Source organism: Kribbella steppae (assembly GCF_004342025.1).
GTDB classification, from domain to species: Bacteria; Actinomycetota; Actinomycetes; order Propionibacteriales; family Kribbellaceae; genus Kribbella; species Kribbella steppae.
This window is the reverse complement of the sequence record NZ_SLWN01000020.1, coordinates 87,008-104,273: the sequence shown is the minus strand read 5'-3', so window position 1 is coordinate 104,273 and position 17,266 is coordinate 87,008. Positions and strand designations below refer to the sequence as shown.

Sequence of the window (17,266 nt, the reverse complement as noted above, 5' to 3'; positions counted from 1 at the left end):
TCCCCCAGAGCGATTCCACTCACCGTAGGACGACGAGCTCCGGGTTACAACGGGTCCGCCAGGCGAGCAGCCAGCTCGGCACCTTCGGGCAAATCGATGGAGCGGTCCAGCAGCAGGGCTGTGAGGGAGAGCGAGAGGTCTTGGTCGGGCTGTAGGGCCAAGGCGCTTTGCCAGGCTAGGGCTGGGCCGGCGCCTACGTAGTCGGTGGAGCGGAGGAACCAGGGACGGACGCCCTCGGATTGCACGAGTAGCAAGGTGGTGACGGTGTCGCCGCGTTGTTGGACGAAGGCCAGCCAGGGGCTGAGGGAGCCGTAGGCGGCGTCGACACCTTCGCCGGCTTCGCTCAGCACCACAGTGGTTTCGGCCGAGGGCAGTCGCCAGAAGATGCCCCCGTACCCGGCGCCGGGACGCCCTGCGGTCGCCGGGCTGTCGATGCGGATCGGGCCGTAGCGACCGGTGAGGACGCTGTTCCAGTCGAGGCGCCAGCCGCCTTCGGACAGCGAGCCGCTCAGGCGTCGGCGTTCCACCAGTTGCGGTCGGCCTTGTTCGTCGTACCAGGTGATGTCGTCGGTCAGCGAGTTGCCCGGGCCGTCCTCGACGGTGACGCCGCGGCTGCGCTGCTGGCCGTGGTTCGTCAGCAATGTCGGACCGCGGCCGGGGAGGAACGTGCGACCACCCCAGTGCGACGTTCCGTTGACTCCGGCAACAGCCAGCGAGACGCCGTAGTGATGCCGGTGGTCGACCGGGCTCACCTCGGTCAACGGATTACCGCCGAGGGTCCGAACCGGATGCAGATAGGGCCGCGGCGAATGCACCTGCGGCATCCGGCGCCCGAACTCGTAATGCGCCAGCAACCCCGACGAGGAACCCAGAACGAAGATGTCCCCCTGCTGCTGCCACCGAATCGGCCCCAACCGCCCGCGCGGCGCATCCCCTTGCAACCGGGTCGCCTGCGGGACCGGCCCAGTGCTCGCGCGCAACGCCAACCGCAGATCCGGTACCCCGGCCACCTCGCCCTCCGAGCCCGCGATCTGCGCGTACAAGACCTGCCAGGCCAACTCCCCCAACCCCTGCTGCGGAACTCGCACAGTCGTCAGCGACGGTACGGCGAACCGCGACAACCCGATGTCGTCCATCCCGGCCACCGACAGATCAGCCGGTACGGCGACGCCGACCTCGTTGAGCCTGGCCAGCAGACCGAAGGCGACCAGATCGTTGAACGCGACAACGGCCGTGACATGGGACTCCAGCACCCGCTCGACCGCGGCGTACCCGTCCTCGATCGACGAACCGCACTCCAGCCGAGCGATCTCCAACTCAGGGATCTCTCGCTCGGCGATCTCCAGCGACCGCAGGCGGTCCGTGTTCGACGCGCTCCCCACCGGACCGGCCAGATAGGCGAGGCGCCGATGACCGAGACCGACGAGATGGTCGACCACGATCCGCACCGCCTTGCCGAAATCGACCCCCACCGTGGCGACATCGGACGGCCCCTGGCGATTGACCAGGATGACCGGCTTCACCTCCGGTAGCAGCTCGAGCAGGCTGTCCTCGGCCAGCCGCGGCGACACCATGATGAGCGCGTCGCACCGGCTCCGGGCCTCCACCGCGATATCCGCCTCGGCCATCGGGTCCTCGTCGGTCTCGGCGACCAGGACGCGGTAGCCGGGCGCGGCCGAGGCGTTCGTGATCCCACGCATGATCTGCTGGAACAACGGGTTGCCGAGATCCGGGACCACCAGCGCGACCATGTTCGTGCGGCCGAGGGACAGGTTGCGGGCCAGATCGCTGGGCCGGTAGTTCAGCCGGTCGGCGGCGGCCCGGACGCGTTCGGCGATATTCGGCGCGACCGTGAGACGCCCGTTCATCACCCGCGACACGGTCGCCCGCGACACCTCCGCCGCCCGCGCGACGTCGGCGATGGTGATCGAGTCCTTCGGTGTCCTGCCCATCAAGCCGTCTCTCGCTCGGTTACCCGGACCGGGCCGAACACGGCCCCGCCATCGTCCATCGTGCCTTGTGGCGCCGCGGCGAACAGCCCCACCTCGGCGCCGATCCACCGTCCCTCCACAGCCTGGAAGGCCTTGGCGATCTCCACCCATTCACCGCCCGCCCGATACGAGAACCGCACAACTGCATTCTCATCCACGTCAGCGGCCAATTCGACGTACGGCGTCTCCAGTGGAGCCTGATGCAGGACGTCCTCATCCGGTGTACCGCGTTCCCGCAGTACGACGTCCGTCCCGGTCGGCGTCCGATGGAGCCCGATCCACGCATACGTCTGGCCCAGTACGACGAGACCCGCGCGAGCACCCGGCCCGCCGCCGTCGAGCTGAACCGACGTCTCGAACCGGCGGGGATGTCCAGGTAGCTGCTGCCCGAGCACCTGCGGGAGATTCCGCAGATCGCCGTCGTCGTCCGGGAGCACGGCCAACCGCAGTGAGCCGTCCTTCGGGGCGTCGTACCAGTCAGGTCGCGGGTTCGCCTGCCAGTGCCAGATCGGCGACAACTCCGGCCCCTCGAACGCATCACTCCGCTCGGGCTCTCGCTGCTCACCGGCCGGCAGCGGATGCCGCAGTACCGGCTCTCCGCCGTTACCGATGACGGGCCAGCCGTCCTCCCATTTCATCGGCTGCAGATGGACGACGCGACCCGCCGGACCGCGATCGGAGAAGTGCAGGAACCAGTCCTCACCATCCGGCGTGTCCACCCACGCGCCCTGATGTGGCCCGTTGACCGGCGTCGACCCCTGCGCCAGTACGACGCGATCCTCGTACGGCCCGTACGGCGACCGGGCCCGGAACGCGGACTGCCAGCCAGTCGTCACTCCACCGGCCGGCGCGAAGATCCAGTAGTACCCGTCCCGCTTGTAGAACTTCGGCCCCTCGAGGGTCGTGTACCCGGGCAGCTCGTCCCCGTCGATGACGGTCCGAGCCGGCCCCACGACTCGATCGAGTGCCGGCGACACCTCGCGGACGGTGAGCCGGTTCTTGATCCCGGCCCGGCTCTTCGCCCACCCATGCACGAGATAGCAGCGCCCGTCGTCGTCCCACAGCGGGCACGGATCGATCAGACCGCGGCCGGCCAGCAGCAGTCGCGGCTCCGACCAGGCGCCCGTCGGATCGGTGGCGCTGAGCACGAAGATCCCGTGATCCGGGTCGGGATAGACGATCCAGAACCGGCCGTCGTGGTGCCGGATGCTCGGCGCCCAGACACCGCCGCCATGCCGAGGAATCCGGTAGTGCTCGACCGGCGGCACCTCGCGCAGCGCATGGTTGACGAGCGTCCACGAGACCAGGTCGCGCGAGTGCAGCACCGGCAGTCCGGGCGCCCGGTTGAAGCTGGACGCGATCATCCAGAAGTCGTCGCCGACCCGGATCGCGTCCGGATCCGGCCAATCTGCATCCAGCACCGGGTTGGCATACACAGGTCTCGCCCTCCATCGGGAAACCGCCTTCCGAACCCTATTGCGAGCCCGGTGCGCTGTGTTACTTTCTCACGAAGAAACCGGTTTCTCAAACTGTTCCGGCGTGGAGAGAAGGACGAGATGACAGGCAGAGGGTGGTTCCGGGCCACAGCGGCGGCCGCGGCACTGACGCTGGCGATCGGCGGTTGTGCCGGCCCGACCAGCGGCGGCGGTTCGGAGGCCGCGAGCAACCCCGACGACTGGGGTGAGGCGAAGGGAACGGTCCAGTTCTGGGACACCAACGCCAATCCGGCGCTGACCAAGAAGTGGGAGAAGTTGATCGGCGACTTCAACGCCGCCAACCCCGACATCAAGGTCGAGTACGTCGGCCTGCCCAACTCGTCGTACCTGCAGAAGGTCGACAACGCGCTCGCCTCCGGCGAGATCCCGGACGTGATGCTGATCGGCAATGACGTCGCCCACCTGATCGCGCAGAACGCGCTGGTCAAGCTGGACGACGCGTACGAGACGTCGGCGCTGACCAGCAAGGTCGACGCGACCATGATCGCGAACGAGCGCCGAAACTCCGCCGACGCCAAGCTCTACAAGGCGCCGCTGAGCGCGCTGTCGGACGTGATCTGGTACCGGACCGACTGGCTGAAGCAGAAGAGCCTGGCCGAGCCCAAGTCGTACGACGAATTCTTCTCCATCGCCCAGCAGCTGACCGAGAAGGACAAGAACAGGTTCGGCTTCGCGTTCCGCGGTGGGCCGGGCTCGATGCCGCCGATGTTCGCGATGACGTACGGCCAGGCAGGGATCGGCAAGTTCTTCACCGACGACGGCAAGGCGACGTTCAACGACCCGGAGGCGGTCAAGGCGCTCGAGCGGTACGCCGGTCTGTACGGCACCGTCAGCGCACCGGCCGACCTGTCCAACGACTACGCCAAGATCGTCGCCGCGTTCGACGGCGGCTCGGCCTGGGCGACACACCACAACCTCGGCTCGACCCAGGACCACTTCAAGGCCCTCGGCCCGGCGAACGTGGCCGGCGTCCAGCCGTTCCCGAACGCCGACGGCGTCATCACCGCGACCGCGCCGGCCATCTCCGGGCTCGGCATCCTCGCGAAGAGCGAGAAGAAGGCGGCGGCGTGGAAGTTCGTCGAGTTCATGAGCACGACGGCCAACTCCGAGTGGTGCGAGGCGGTCGGCCAGGTGCCGGCGAACACCGAGGCCGCGAAGGCGTCGTGGGTGCAGCAGTCGCAGCCGCTGAAGGCGATCGTGGAGACGTCGAAGAACCCGAAGACGCAGTACCTGCAGCTGCCGACGTACCTGCCGGACTGGAGCAAGATCCTCAAGACCGAGATGGAAGCCGACTTCCAGCAGTTGCTCCAGAAGAAGCTCACTGCGCAGGCGTTCGCGGACAAGTACGCCGCCCGGTTCGAGGCCGCGAAGAAGGAGTACGACGAGTCGCTCAAGGCAGGCAAGTGACCCTGCTCTGACCACGGTCTGTAGTTCGTCCTAAGAAACCGGTTTCTCTCTGTGAGGAGACCCCGTCATGCCGCCCTCCCTCCGCGCCACCACAACCTTCCTACTCGCGACCGCACTGCTCGGCCTCGTGCCGGTGCAGGCTGCGGTCGCACACCAAGCCACACCGACAACCACTCACAGTTCGGATCCGGCTCGGCAGGTCCTCTCGCCTGGTGACGGGTGGGCCTCCGACGGATCCGGTACGACGGGTGGGGCTTCGGCCGAGCGCGTCGTACAGGTTCGGACGGCGGCTGAGCTCAAGGCTGCTGTGGCCGGGGACGAGCCGAAGATCGTGCAGGTGGTCGGGAAGCTCGATGCCAACACCACCGATGACGGCCGGCCGATCGCCTGTCCGGAGTACAACGTCGCGCCGTACACGTTGGAGAACTACCTCCAGACCTACGACCCGGCGCACTGGACCGGTCCGGCGACCGGCCCGGTGGAGGACGCCCGCAAGGCCTCGTCGGCGAAACAGGCCGAGCGGGTCCGGATGGATATCGGCGCCAACACGACTCTGATCGGTCTCAGCGACGCGCACCTGGTCGGGTTCGTCGTCAACATCGAGTCGGTCGACAACGTGATTGTCCGCAATCTGCGGATCTCCGACGCGTACGACTGTTTCCCCGGCTGGAACGGCGACACCTGGAAGACCGAGTGGGACAACGTCGTCGTCAGCCGGTCGACTCACGTCTGGCTGGACCACCTGACCCTCGACGACGGCGACACCGTCGACACCGAGCAGCCGAAGTACTTCGGCGAACCGTTCCTCCGCCACGACGGCCTGCTCGACGTGGTCCGCCAGGCCGACCTGGTCACGATCTCCTGGAACAAGCTCAGCGGTCACGACAAGTCGTTGCTGTGGGGCAACGGCGACGGCGTCATCGCCGACCGCGGCAAGATCCGCGTGACCATGCACCACAACGAGCTCACCGACCTGGTCCAGCGCGGTCCGCGGGTCCGGTTCGGCCAGGCGCATGTCTACAACAACCTCTACCGGGTCACGAATCCCGACCGGTACGAGTACTCCTGGGGCGTCGGCGTCGAGTCCTCGATCATTGCCCGCAGCAACTGGTTCCAAGGCGTCACCCCGGACCGCATCATCTACGACTGGGGTGGCACCGGCATCACCGAGTCCGGCAACTGGGTGAACGGCCGGCCGACAGCGGTACTGGCCGCCTACAACGCCGTACATCCTGATGACCAACTGCTGCCGACGGTGTCCGGAAGCTCCGGCCCGCACCTGCTGATCAACCCCGCGCCAAGCGTCCCCTCGCTGGTCGGCGCGTGGGCGGGTGCGGGCAGGCTGGACCAGAACAAGCAACTCCTCCAACTGATGAACGCCCCATCCAGTACCACGGCCGACGGCCCGGTGTGGTCGGGCAAGGCGACCGGCATGGCGTCGATCCCGACCGCCGACCTCCCCACCGGCACCACCGGCGGACTCGGCGGCCAGATCGTGGTCGCGGACACGGCCGAGAAGCTGACCCAGTACGCCGGTAGCGCCGAACCGCTGGTGATCGTCGTCCGGGGCAGTCTGCGGATTCCCTTCGGCACCCAGGTTTCGGTCGCGTCGAACAAGACCATCATCGGCGCCGGCACCGTGGCCGAACTCGTCGGCGGCGGCCTGTTCCTCAACGGCACGCACAACGTGATCGTCCGCAACCTGCGGATCCGCGACTCCTACATCCCCGGCGACTGGGACGGGAAGTCAGCCGAGAACGACAACGACGGAATCCGGCTCGACACCGCACACCACGTGTGGATCGACCACGTCACGTTCGAGCGGCTCGGTGACGGCCTGGTCGACGTACGCAAGGACTCCGACTACGTGACGCTGTCGTGGAACGTCTTCAGCGCACACAACAAGACGGTCGGCGTCGGCTGGACCACGAACGTGCTGACCAAGATCACGATGCACCACAACTGGTTCTCGAACACCTACCAGCGCAACGCGAGTATCGACAACACCGAGGCCGCGCACGTCTACAACAACTGGTTCCGCGGTTTCGGCCAGTACGGCACGATGTCCCGCGGCGCCGCCAAGGTAGTAGCCGACAGCAACTACTACTCCGACGGCGAGGATCCGATCGTCGCCAAGGACCCGGCCTCGCAGATTGTCAACAAGAACAATGTCTTCAACAGCATCCGCGGCCGGCGCGACAACGTCGGTACGGCGTTCGACCCGGCGGCGTACTACGCCTCGACTCCGGACGCCGCGAGCAAGGTGCCCGAGCTCGTCGGCGAGTACGCCGGACCGACCACAAAGGCCCGTAGCTACGGCCGCACGGTCACCGTGGCACTCGACGGGACCGGCGACTTCGGCAGCCTCGGTGCGGCCGTGGCAACCGTGGGCGGAAAAGGGCCGGTCACGATCGTCGTGAAGCCCGGCGTCTACCGGGAGGTCGTCCGAATCTGGGCGTTCCAGGACAACCTGACCATTCGTAGCGCGACCGGCAACCCGGCGGACGTCGTACTGACCTATGACCTCGCCGCCGGCCAGGAGAAGTTCTACGGCGGAACGTTCGGCGCGACCGGATCGGCGACGCTCGGCATCCTCGGCGACGACGTGACCGTGGAGGACATCACCGTCGAGAACGGCTGGGACGAGCAGGCGAACTTCCCCAGCCAGGCGATCGCGCTCCGCACCGCCGGCGACCGAATCCGGCTGGACAATGTGCGCCTGCTCGGCAACCAGGACACGCTGCTCCTGGACACGCCGAACCGCGAGGCGATCGTCCGCACCTGGATCACCGACTCGCTCATCCAGGGTGACGTCGACTTCATCTACGGCCGCGGTACGGCGGTGATCACCGACAGCACGATCAAGTCGGTGAACCGCGGCCAACCGGTCAACGGGTACGTCACCGCGGCCGCGACCGTCGACACGAACCCGCACGGCTACCTGATCGAACACAGCCGCTTCGAGTCCGATGCCGCCGCCGGCACGGTCTTCCTCGGTCGTCCGTGGCATCCCAGCGGCGACCCCGGTGCCGATCCCCGCGTGGTGGTGCGGGACTCCTGGCTCGGCGCCCAGATCGGTACGCCGGCTTGGACGGACATGAGCGGGTGGTCGTGGCGCGACGCGCGATTCGCCGAGTACCGCAACACCGGCCCAGGCGCCGCGACCGGCGACGGACGCCCGCAACTGACCGACACAGAGGCCGCCGCGGCCAACCGATCCGCCTGGCTGGCCGGGGCCGACGGGTGGAACCCGGTCGACCGCGACTGACCCGCAGCAACAACAAGGAGATTCCACGATGGCAGTTCTGCAGGCCGATCCGGCGCCGCCGGACACACAGGTCCGTCGGCGACCGCGGGAGCGGTGGACGCCGTACGCGCTGCTGGCGCCCACGCTGGTGCTCGTCGCGATCTTCCTGCTCTACCCCATCGGCAGTGTCGTGTACTACTCGCTGTTCAAGTACAACGTCACCAAGCCGCGCAGCAACGGCTTCATCGGCCTCGAGAACTACCAGAACATGCTGGGCGACCAGATGTTCTGGGACTCGCTGCGCTTCACAACGCAATGGGTCGTCGTCGAGGTCGGGCTCCAGTTGGTCCTGGGGCTCGGCCTGGCCCTGGTCATCAACGAGACGTTCGTGGGGAGGAGCCTGGCCAGGTCGCTGGTCTTCTCCCCGTGGGCGGTCGCCGGTGTTCTCACCACGACGATCTGGCTGCTCATCTACAGCCCGACCACCGGGTTCTCCCGCTACCTCGCCGACATCGGTATCGGTAGTTACGGCGAGAGCCCGTTGATCGACGGCACGTCTGCCTTCTGGGCGGCGGTGCTCGCGGAGTTGTGGCGCGGTGTGCCGTTCTTCGCGATCCTGCTGCTGGCCGATCTGCAGACCATCTCGCAGGATCTCTACGAGGCCGCGGAGGTCGACGGTGCCGGGCGGCTGCAGCGGTTCTGGTCGGTAACGCTGCCGCACCTCAAGAACGCGATCATCCTGTCGACGCTGCTGCGGGCGGTGTGGGAGTTCAACAACGTCGACCTGCTCTACACACTGACAGGCGGCGGCCCCGGCAACGCGACCATGACGCTGCCGCTGTACGTCGCCCGGATGGCGGTCGACGCGAAGGAGTTCGGCTACGGCTCCGCGCTGACCGTGTCCGCATTCCTGATCCTGGCGATCTTCTCGATCGCGTATCTCAAGCTCTCCAGAGTCGGCCGAGAGGACAAAGCATGACAGTGCCTTTGGCCGGGCCTTCGGCGCCGGCGGGGTCATGGGGCCTTGGCTCCCGGCCTTCCCTCGTCACTCCAGTCGCTGCGCTCCCTCCACTCCTCAGTCCAGGCCGGGAGGCCCCATGACCACGGTTCTTGAGGCGCCGGCAGAGCGTCGTACGACTGTCGATCGTCGACAATCCCGCCAAGAGATTCCCAACAACCGGCGAGCGCCGCGGTGGATGATCTACGCGCCGCTCGCGCTGTATCTGTTGTTCACGCTGGTGCCGTTCTACTGGATCCTGCTGTTCAGCCTGCGCCCGGCCGGGTCCACGTCCGTGGTGCCGTGGCCGATCACGTTCGAGCACTACGCGACCGTGTGGAACGGTGCCGGGTTCGCGGTGTTCTTCAAGAACTCGGTCATCATCGCGTTGTTCACCTTGTTCGGTACGACGGTGTTGTCGTTGCTCGGCGGCTACGCGCTGGCCCGGTTCCGGTTCCGCGGCCGGGGTGCGTTCCTGGTGATGACGTTGTGCACGCAGTTCATCCCGGGCGCGATGATGCTCATCCCGCTGTTCGACATCTTCCGCACCATCGGGCTGATCAACACCCCGTGGAGCATCGTCATCGCGGACACCGTGTTCGGGTTGCCGCTGTCGCTGATCATGATGGCCGGGTTCATCCGCAACGTCCCGATCGAGCTGGAGGAGGCGTCCTGGGTGGATGGATGCGGCCGGCTCCGCGGCTTCCTGACCATCGTGCTGCCGCTGCTGCGGCCCGGGATGGTGGCGATCAGCTCGTTCGCCTTCATCGGATCGTGGAACAACTTCCTCTTCGCGCTGATGTTCCTCAACGACCAGGACCAGTTCACCATCCCGGTCGGGCTGAGCTACATGCTCGGTGAGTACAGCGTCGACTTCGGCGCATTGGCGGCGGGTGGCGTGGTGGCCGTCGTACCGGTTGTGCTTGTCTTCGCCTATGTGCAGAAGTTCCTGGTCCAGGGCCTGTCGGCGGGGGCGGTGAAGGGTTGAGCGATCGCCCGAGCTCCCTGGGTGGCTACGAGGACTGGCCCGATTTCGTCCGCGATGCCTCGGCGCTCACCGGGGACGAACTCACCACGACGGTCGCCGGGCTGCTCGGCGTACCCGAACCTCCTCAGCCGCCGGCCGTGCGGATTGTCGACGATTGGCAATCCGACGGTGTCCACGGTCAGGTGCTCGAGTGGACGACCGGGTTCGGACCGCCGACGCGGGCGTGGCTGCTGCGTCCCGCCGATGGACCGTCAGGGCCCGGGTTGCTCGGGCTGCATTGCCATGCGGGTGTGAAGTCGGTCGGTGCGGAGCGGCTGGTCGAGTTGCCTGGGTCCAGTGCCGGTGCGGTCAAGCTTCGCCAGGAGCTCTACGAGGACCGGGCCGTCGCGAACGAGTTGGCTCGCGCCGGTTTCGTCGTGCTGTGTCATGACACGTTCGCGTGGGGCTCGCGCCGGTTTGGGCTCGATCCGTTGCCGTGGCGGCTGCGCGACGTGATGGCGACGTACGAGGCGGCCTGGCTGGCGGCGGATCACTCACCTGGCGACGACGAGTGGTACGACGTCGCCGCCGGCCACCACGAGAATTCGATCGCGAAGGCCGCCGGGCTGCTCGGTACGTCGTTCGCCGGCATGGTCGCGTACGACGACCTCGTCGCACTCAGCGTGTTGCGCGGGCTCGACGAGGTGGACGCGGACCGGATCGGCGTCTTCGGCTTCTCCGGCGGAGGTGCCCGCTCGGCGGCCCTCACCGCGCTCGATCCCGCGATCAAGGCGTCGGCGATCGTCTGCATGATGACCACGTACGACTCGCTCCTCCCGGCGTACTTCGACGCCCACACCTGGATGTTCACCACCCCAGGCCTGGCCCGTCATCTCGACCACCCGTCCCTCACCGCCGGCCGGGCCAGCCACCACCAACTCGTCGTCTACGCCGAGGACGACGAGCTCTTCCCACCCCAAGGCATGCTCACCGCCGACCGCGAACTCACCGAACACTTCCACTACGGCCCCGCCACCTACCAAGGCCTCTTCCTCCCCGGCCCTCACCGCTTCGACCGCGAAATGCAGGACGCGGTCAAGGACTTTCTGTTGTCGTCGCTGTAATGCGGTCCAACCGTCAAGAAATGAAGAAGCCTTGGAGATGCGTTCTCCGGCTGCACGACTGGCGAAAAAGTGGAGCGAGGACGTAGCGGCCGGGTTCGAGGTGATCAACCCGGTCCAGGTCACCGCCACGAGGTCTGCTACCGCTGCGACGCATACCGTGACCCCACCTGCTCGACCACCCCGGGCAATATCACCGCCCCTGACCTACCGACCGGCAATCCACCACCGGCTGGGCATTGCACCTCGGTCTGACGGTCGGGGGCCCAGGTTGCGAGGTACCGACGGACAGGAGGTACGCGGCTTCTGTCCGAAGCTTCCCGTCTGGATGCCCTGCTCTGTCTCCGTTCTAGCCGACTACCTCCTGTCCTTCGGTACCTCGCAACCTGCGGCGGTGGCTGAGGGGGTTGGAATGCGGTGGTGCCACCCGGTGTTGGGGGTGAGGATGGGGTGGACTACGACTTGTGGAGGACGTTTTGAGCAAGCTCTCGCATCCCAGGCCTGAAGGTGTTGCTCCGGGCAATGGGTACAGCCATGTGGTGACCGGGCCAGGGCAGTGGGTCGCGATCGCAGGGCAGGTGGCGTTGGATGCTGATGGCAACTTCGTCGGAGTCGGCGATCCGGCGGTGCAGGCGCAGCAGGTGTTCGCGAACCTGGATGCCTGCCTGAAGGCGGCCGGCGCGACCTTCGCCGACGTGGTGAAGCTGAACTTCTTCGTCACCGACATCGCCTACCTGCCGCCCATCCGCACCGCCCGCGACGCGTACGTCGACACCACCAACCCACCCGCCAGCACAGCAGTCCAGGTCAGCGCCCTCTTCAGCCCCGACGCCCTCCTCGAAGTAGAGGCCTACGCAGTCATCTAACCCCGGGGGACCGGGCGGTGAGCGGTTAGCGGAGGAGGTCTACGGCTGCGCGGGCGGCTTCGCCGATGGCGGTGTCTACGCGGGGTTGGCGGAAGTCGCCGCGGGCGGCGAGGGTGAAGACGGCGATCGCGAAGGCGGCGCCGCCCGGGAGAGTGACCACGCCGACCTCGTGGCGGAGGGCTCCGAAGGTCCCGGTCTTTCCGGCGACGCGTACGCCGTCGTGCGGGAAGCCGGCGGCCATCCGGTGCTGGAACACCTGCCGATGCATCGTCGCCTTCACGAACTCCGTCTGCCCGGCCGACAACAGCTCCCCCGCCCACAACCGCTGGAGCAACAACGTCATGTCACGCGGACTGCTCGCCGACGCGTTCGCCGCCTCATAGACACCCACCGGATCAGTCCGGTCGTTGTCAGCCAGTACGGCGAGCGCCGCATCCGGATCGTCCAGCCCCGTACGCCGCTGCAGATCACGCAGGTTCGCAGCAGTCCCCCGCCGTACCCAGGTCCGCTGCAAACCGAACGACTGCAGCAACTCCGCCAACCGCCGCAGCCCGACCAGATCCAGCAACGCGTCGGCCGAGGCGTTGTCCGACACCGTCATCATCGACACGGCCAGGTCCCGCAGCGACATCGTCACCGGATCCGCCAGCACCGACAGCCCGGTCGGCCCGGCCGTTCGTTCAGCCGGATCCAACGTCAACCTCGACAGCGGATCGATCTCCCCGAGATCCACCAGCCGGCAGAACGCGGCAAGCAACGGAAGCTTGTAGACCGACGCCATCGGTACGACGCCATCCGCGTCCACCCCAACCGTCGCCTCAGGCGAAGGCGAAGGCGAAGACGAAGACGAAGACGAATCCAGCGCGACCGCGTGCAGCCAACCACGCACGCCCGCATCCTCGAAGACCGCTCGAATCCGCGCGTTCACGACGTCACCAGCGCATTCGTCAGCTGCGCCATCACGTCGGCCGGCCGCAAGAACGGCGTACGCGTCCTGGACCACACCAACCGCAACCGCACCGGCAGCGGATCGTCGACCAGTCGATGCCGCCCGATCCCCGGCGCCGTCAGCGACGGATCGGCCGTCACCACGAGCGCCTGCCCCGCGGCCGTCATCGCCAGCCCGGCCCGCTCGTCCGTCACCACAACAGTCCCACCGTCGGGCCGATGCAACGCCAACGTGTCCAGGAACAGATCGCGAGCCGCCGGCGCCTCCGCCCGCGGCCGTACGGCGATCGGCAGCCCACCCAACTGCCGCAGCTTCACCTCGTCACCGTCATCCGGCACGACCGACGTCGGCACCAGCGCCCACGTCGGCAACAACGTGACCGGACCAGCCTCGAGTCCGTCCAGTACGGCGGGATGCAGTACGACGGCCAACGTCAGCCGACCCGCGGACACCTGACCGACAAGCGAACTGGTCGGCGCGGACACCACCGTCACCCGACTCCCCGGGATCGCCGCTCCACACGCAGCCGCCACCGCAGCACCAGCCGACGGCGGAACCTCCGGCGCCAGCCCCAACCGGATCTCCGGTCCCTCCGGATCACGCGCGACCGCGGCCTGATGCAGGTCCTCGATCGAGGTCAACGCACGCCGCGCATACGGAAGCAACGCCGCACCGGCTGCCGTCAGCTCGACCCGACCCTGCCCACGCTCGAACAGCTTGGCCCCGACCAACGCCTCCAGCCGGCGGAGCCCTTGGGACAACGGCGGCTGGGTGATGCCGACCACTCGGGCGGCATCGCCGAAGTGCTGCTCCTCGGCCAGCGCGATGAAGATCTGCAGATGCCGCTCAGTCAGCATGACCCAGCTGACCTGCGGCGATATGTCCCGGCAATCGGATCATGCGCAAGAGCATATTCGACATCCCCAACCGCGCTCGCCTTGACTGAAGGCCCAGGTACGGCGAGAGGGAGACAGCGTGAAGGTGAGTCGCAGGGGAATCATCACGGGCGCGGCGGCGGTCGGCGCCACCGGAGTCATCGGCGTCGCGGTCCGAGGCGAAGCCGCAACGGCGGACATTGCAACGACGGACGCAACGGCGGACGCGGCAACAGCGGGCACCGCGACCAGTGAGGCAGCAACAGCCAAGGCGACCCAGGAACGCCAGCCGGTGGAGCTCACCTGGTTCGGGACGCACGCGTGGCAGATCCGGTCGGGGAAGAGCGTCGTCCTGACCGATCCCTGGATCACCCGGTTCAAGACCGGCACGTTCACGCCCGAGGGCGCGGACCCCAAGACCAAGCTGGTGATCAAGCCGGACGTGATCGACCGCCACATCTCCACGGCCGACGCGATCCTCGTGCACCACGGGCACTACGACCACATGGCCGACGTACCGTACGTCGCGAAGAAGACGAAGGCGACCGTTCTCGGCACCGAGTCCCACGTCAACATGCTCCGCGCGATGCGGACGCCGGCGGACCTGCTGTCACCGGTGCGCGGCGGTGAGTACCTGCCGTTCGAGGGCTTCACCATCGAGGTGTTCCCGTCGTTGCACTCGTGCAGCGGACGGCACCACACCTACGCCTACCCGGGCTACCGACTCAACGGCGTCCCACCGCGGCCGCGCATGATCGAGGACCTCCTCGAGGGCGGCACGCTCGCCTACGTGATCACGATCGGCGGCACGCGGATCCTCAGCCTGAGTACGGCGAACTTCGACCCGAACGCCCTGCGCGACCTGCAGGTGGACGTCGTCTTCGCCGCACCCGGCGGCGAGCCCGGGATCACCGACCGACTGTTGCAGACGATCAAGCCCGTAAAGAAGGTCATCGCCACCCACTGGGACGACTTCGACCTGCCGTTGGACAAGCCCGGCGTGCCGTGGACCGACCTGACGAAGCTCCGCACGTCGGTCGAGACCGCCGGCGCGGAGTTCGTCGTCCTGGATCACCTGGAGAAGATCACGCTTTGACTCGGTAGTGGTACTGCGAGACGGTCCGGAACCCGAGCCGGTCGTACAGGGCCTGGGCCGGCTCGTTCTCCGCGACGACCTGCAGGAAGACCCGCCGGACTCCCAAGGTCGTTGCCTTCTGCAACAGAGCGCGGATGACGGCGAGGGCGAGCCCCTGCCGGCGGAACTGCTCGTCGACGGCCAGGCAGTACAAGCCGGCCCAGTCGTCGACCAGGGCGAGCCGCCCGATCGCCTTGACCGGACCAACCGAGGGAATCGTCGCGTAAAGCGCCCGGCCGCGGTTGAGGATCTGCCGGGCGGCCGCCTGGTCGTCCTCCCCGCCGTGCCCGTCGATGCGCCACCAGGCGTCCATCCAGGCATCGTCGGGCACCGAGGAAATATTCACGTCGACCGGCGAGTCGGGCAACCGGTCGAGAAGGTCGGCCACCTCGGCACACTGCACCAGTGTCGGCGCCTGCACGACGTAGCCGCGAGCTTCGAGCCGGTCGTCCAGATCGGTCGGCTGGGCCGCCGGGCTGACATGGAAGCACGGCGTGATGCCGTGTGCCTGGTACAGGTTTTCCACGTAGTCCAAGGCTCGTTCGAGGTCGAACGGCGCGCTCGCGGGCAGCACGGAGTTGGCTCGCTTGGTGACGCCGCGGTTGCGGCGGACGACCCAGCCGTCCAGTTCGGTCTTGGCCTCCGCGGGCCAGCCCTGATTCATCAGACTGTCGATGCCAGCTGCACTGATCACTCCACCCAGCGTAGAACCAAGCGAATCAACTTGCAACCGAATGGATGATTATTCACTCAGAGTGGATACCGCGTCCGCGAGAACGTCGATGCCCTCAGCAACAGCCTTCACGGTCAAACCGCCGTATCCGAACACCAGCCCGGCCGGTCCGTGCCCGGCCATCCAGTACGGCGCCAAGCCGTAGACCCCCAGCTCACGCTCCAGCGCGGCCGCCGACACCGCGCTCTCGGACATCCCCGCCGGCAACCAGGTCATCACGTGCAGACCGGCCGACACTCCCACCGGCACGAGCTCAGGCAGCCGCTCACCCAACCGCTCGACCAGTGTGTCCCGAAGCAGCCGGTACTTCGGCCGCATCCGGCGCAGATGCCGGTCGAACTCCCCGCGCGCCACGAAGTCCGCGAACGCCAACTGCTCCAGCACCGGCGACCCGCGATCGTCCGTCAACTTCGCCTCGGACATCTCCTCGACCAGCCAGCCCGGCAGGATCAGCCACCCGAGCCGCAACCCCGGCGCCAACGTCTTGCTCGCGGTCCCGGCGTACGCGACCCGGTCCGGCGCCAGCCCCTGCACCGCCCCGATCGGCTCCCGGTCGTACCGGTACTCCGCGTCGTAGTCGTCCTCGATGATCAAGGCATCCCGCCGTACCGCCCAGGCGACCAACGCCGCCCGTGTCTCCGCCGACGTCACCGCTCCGGTCGGGAACTGATGCGCGGCGGTCACCAGTACGACGTCCGCCCCGGACTGCTCGAGTACGTCGACATCGATCCCGGTCTCCAGCACCGGTACGCCGACCACCTCGAGCCCGGCCGTGGTCGCCACCTCGCGCAACTCGTTGTCGGACGGGTCCTCGACCGCGAGACGCCGGTAGCCCTGTTTCGCCAGGACCTGCAGCAGCAACCGCGATCCCTGGGCGAAACCGTTGCAGATCAGCATGTTCTCGGGCCTGGCCGCCGTACCGCGGACCCGGTTCAGGTAGTCGGCGAGCGCGTGCCGGAGTTCGAGCGCGCCGCGGCCGTCGAGGTAGGCGAAGCTCCGATGCGGTGTCTCGTTCAGCACCTTCTTGAGCGACCGCAGCCAGGCGGCGCGGGGGAACTCGGAGACGTCGGGCTTGCTGTACTTGAAGTCGATCCGCGGCGGCCCGATCACCGGCGACGCGACCGTGGACGCCTCGACCACGGCGATGTCCGCGACCTGGGTGTAGCCGCCGGCCCGGCTGACCAGGTACCCCTCGGCGACGAGCTGCTGATACGCCTCGACCACGACGCCGCGGGAGAGTGCGAGGTCCTGGGCGAGCGCCCGGGTCGACGGCATCACCGTGTCGGCCCGCATCAGGCCCTGCCGGATCCGGTCCCGGATCGCCTTCTCCAGCTGCTGGTGCAGCGGCACGCCGCCGTCCCGCCGGAGCTCGACCAGCAGCTCGGCGGCGCCGGAACTGGTCCTGTTTCGGCTCACGCAACTGGACCTTATCGGAGTACCGCTGCGCTGTCAGGGTGATGGAGAGCCCAAAGACCAAGGAGC

Annotated in this window: 13 protein-coding genes; 7 read left to right on the top strand and 6 right to left on the bottom strand. The window is 67.6% G+C overall.

All coding sequences use genetic code 11. The features are described 5' to 3' along the window. Window positions 1-44: 44 nt before the first annotated feature. Window positions 45-1,952, bottom strand: coding sequence for a DUF6807 family protein (locus EV652_RS39890; RefSeq protein ID WP_132215418.1), 1,908 nt, complete (start codon window positions 1,950-1,952; stop codon window positions 45-47). Further along, window positions 1,952-3,412 (bottom strand): glycoside hydrolase family 43 protein, encoded by a 1,461-nt coding sequence (locus EV652_RS39885; protein ID WP_199238664.1) that lies wholly within the window; start codon window positions 3,410-3,412, stop codon window positions 1,952-1,954. The genes EV652_RS39890 and EV652_RS39885 overlap by 1 nt, the downstream gene beginning before the upstream one ends. A gap of 135 nt (window positions 3,413-3,547) precedes the next feature. Between EV652_RS39885 and EV652_RS39880 the strand changes: the two genes are divergently transcribed. The 6 genes from EV652_RS39880 to EV652_RS39855 all read left to right on the top strand — a co-directional run bounded on the left by EV652_RS39880 (window position 3,548) and on the right by EV652_RS39855 (window position 12,092). Then, complete coding sequence (locus tag EV652_RS39880; protein ID WP_132215414.1) at window positions 3,548-4,894, top strand: ABC transporter substrate-binding protein; 1,347 nt, start codon at window positions 3,548-3,550, stop codon at window positions 4,892-4,894. Between the two features lie 67 nt (window positions 4,895-4,961). Beyond that, window positions 4,962-8,162 (top strand): pectinesterase family protein, encoded by a 3,201-nt coding sequence (locus EV652_RS39875; RefSeq protein ID WP_132215412.1) that lies wholly within the window; start codon window positions 4,962-4,964, stop codon window positions 8,160-8,162. Between the two features lie 28 nt (window positions 8,163-8,190). Beyond that, window positions 8,191-9,120, top strand: coding sequence for a carbohydrate ABC transporter permease (locus EV652_RS39870; protein WP_132215410.1), 930 nt, complete (start codon window positions 8,191-8,193; stop codon window positions 9,118-9,120). A gap of 118 nt (window positions 9,121-9,238) precedes the next feature. After that, a complete protein-coding gene (locus EV652_RS39865) occupies window positions 9,239-10,126 on the top strand; it encodes a carbohydrate ABC transporter permease (RefSeq protein WP_132215408.1) in 888 nt (295 codons plus the stop codon). Next, window positions 10,123-11,229, top strand: a complete 1,107-nt coding sequence (locus EV652_RS39860; protein WP_132215406.1) for a dienelactone hydrolase family protein — start codon at window positions 10,123-10,125, stop codon at window positions 11,227-11,229. The genes EV652_RS39865 and EV652_RS39860 overlap by 4 nt, the downstream gene beginning before the upstream one ends. A 461-nt stretch (window positions 11,230-11,690) precedes the next feature. Further along, window positions 11,691-12,092, top strand: coding sequence for a RidA family protein (locus tag EV652_RS39855; protein ID WP_255512686.1), 402 nt, complete (start codon window positions 11,691-11,693; stop codon window positions 12,090-12,092). A gap of 25 nt (window positions 12,093-12,117) precedes the next feature. Here the strand turns inward: EV652_RS39855 and EV652_RS39850 are convergent, their stop codons facing one another. Together EV652_RS39850 and EV652_RS39845 are read right to left on the bottom strand one after the other, a co-directional pair. Continuing rightward, entirely contained in the window at window positions 12,118-12,981 is an 864-nt protein-coding gene (locus EV652_RS39850; protein WP_500784512.1) for a serine hydrolase, read from the bottom strand. Window positions 12,982-13,016: 35 nt separating this feature from the next. Next, a complete protein-coding gene (locus EV652_RS39845; protein WP_132215400.1) occupies window positions 13,017-13,898 on the bottom strand; it encodes a LysR family transcriptional regulator in 882 nt (293 codons plus the stop codon). Window positions 13,899-14,016: 118 nt separating this feature from the next. Between EV652_RS39845 and EV652_RS39840 the strand changes: the two genes are divergently transcribed. After that, window positions 14,017-15,012 (top strand): MBL fold metallo-hydrolase, encoded by a 996-nt coding sequence (locus tag EV652_RS39840; RefSeq protein ID WP_242002294.1) that lies wholly within the window; start codon window positions 14,017-14,019, stop codon window positions 15,010-15,012. Here the strand turns inward: EV652_RS39840 and EV652_RS39835 are convergent. Further along, window positions 15,002-15,745 (bottom strand): GNAT family N-acetyltransferase, encoded by a 744-nt coding sequence (locus tag EV652_RS39835; RefSeq protein ID WP_132215398.1) that lies wholly within the window; start codon window positions 15,743-15,745, stop codon window positions 15,002-15,004. The genes EV652_RS39840 and EV652_RS39835 overlap by 11 nt on opposite strands. Before the next feature lie 48 nt (window positions 15,746-15,793). Next, window positions 15,794-17,200, bottom strand: coding sequence for a MocR-like pyridoxine biosynthesis transcription factor PdxR (gene pdxR / locus EV652_RS39830; RefSeq protein ID WP_132215396.1), 1,407 nt, complete (start codon window positions 17,198-17,200; stop codon window positions 15,794-15,796). Window positions 17,201-17,266 lie beyond the last annotated feature (66 nt).